Here is a 1,014-nt window from a genome sequence, read left to right as displayed (position 1 = left end):
ATACAGCACCTGCACCGCATGGACGACGACAACCGCATGACCGACTGCCACCTAACCGGTGTCACCGTCCCCGCGCCCGCCTGACCGTTCTGTCACCGCACGGGCGACGAGTCCGGCGCGTCCGCTCGGCGCAACCCACGCCGGCGGGCAGACTGGGCCCATGAGCGATCCGAGGCATCTCATCGTGGTGGATGCGGCCAATGTCATCGGCTCGCGCGCCAACGGCTGGTGGAAGGACCGGGCGGGTGCCGCGCGCAGGCTGCTCTCCGACGTGGCGACACTGACGACCAGCCTCCCGGAAACCACCGAGGTCACGGTTGTCCTCGAAGGCGCGGCCAAGGCCGCCGCCGACGGCGCCGAACCCTCCGCACCGCGAATGCGGGTGGTCCTCGCCGAACGCTCGGGCGACGACAAGATCGTCGACGTGGTCGCCGAAGCGAACTCCCACGAGCAGATCACCGTCGTCACCGCCGACCGCGAACTCCGCACGCGAGTAGAAGCCCACGGCGCCGAAACCGTCGGCCCCGGCTGGTTCTGGAGCCAGCTCGCCTGACCGCACTATCGCCGTTCGCGCTGCCTTGCTCACGCCGCACGAACGCTCATCTCGACGTGCATACCCGCGGCAACAACCATATTGACCAGCGCGTCCAAGCTGAACAGGCCGACCTTCCCCCGCATCAGATCCGACACGCGAGGTTGCGTCACGCCGAGTCTCTCGGCGGCCGACACCTGCGTCCAACCGGAACTCTCGATGTGCTCGGTCAGCGCGATCATCAACCGCGACCGCAGCCGCATGTTCTCCGCTTCCTGTGGGGTGTCCTCGATGGCATCCCACACGCTGTCGAACGTCTCGTCCGCCATCAGCGCTCTCCCTTCCCGCTTGCAACACCGGCCCGTGCGTATCGCTTCGTCGCCAGCGCCAGATCAGAATCCGATGTCTTCTGAGTCTTCTGAGTCTTCTTCTGAAAGCAGTGCAGCACAAGGATGCGGTCAGCGAGTTTCGCGAGATATAGG

The 1,014-nt window shown here is 66.2% G+C and carries 3 protein-coding genes; 1 reads left to right on the top strand and 2 read right to left on the bottom strand.

The window, feature by feature from the left end; all coding sequences use genetic code 11:
- Window positions 1–160: 160 nt before the first annotated feature.
- Window positions 161–553 (top strand): NYN domain-containing protein, encoded by a 393-nt coding sequence (locus tag ACFWUY_RS42065; protein WP_379327605.1) that lies wholly within the window; start codon window positions 161–163, stop codon window positions 551–553.
- Between the two features lie 29 nt (window positions 554–582).
- Here ACFWUY_RS42065 and ACFWUY_RS42060 read toward each other — a convergent pair whose 3' ends face one another.
- Together ACFWUY_RS42060 and ACFWUY_RS42055 are read right to left on the bottom strand one after the other, a co-directional pair.
- A complete protein-coding gene (locus ACFWUY_RS42060; protein WP_379327607.1) occupies window positions 583–861 on the bottom strand; it encodes a helix-turn-helix domain-containing protein in 279 nt (92 codons plus the stop codon).
- A partial coding sequence (locus ACFWUY_RS42055; protein WP_384122485.1) for a type II toxin-antitoxin system RelE/ParE family toxin occupies window positions 861–1,014 on the bottom strand: 154 nt, incomplete at its 5' end. The genes ACFWUY_RS42060 and ACFWUY_RS42055, both read right to left, overlap by 1 nt.

It is taken from the genome of Streptomyces sp. NPDC058664, from assembly GCF_042716635.1.
Lineage (GTDB): Bacteria > Actinomycetota > Actinomycetes > Streptomycetales > Streptomycetaceae > Streptomyces.
Note: the sequence above shows the minus strand (reverse complement) of the source record. Positions and strands in the feature narration are given on the sequence as shown.

Excerpts from the sequence above, each read along its gene's own strand:
- ACFWUY_RS42065 (WP_379327605.1), top strand. The coding sequence starts at position 161 with ATGAGCGATCCGAGGCATCTCATCGTGGTGGATGCGGCCAATGTCATC.
- ACFWUY_RS42060 (WP_379327607.1), bottom strand. The coding sequence starts at position 861 with ATGGCGGACGAGACGTTCGACAGCGTGTGGGATGCCATCGAGGACACC.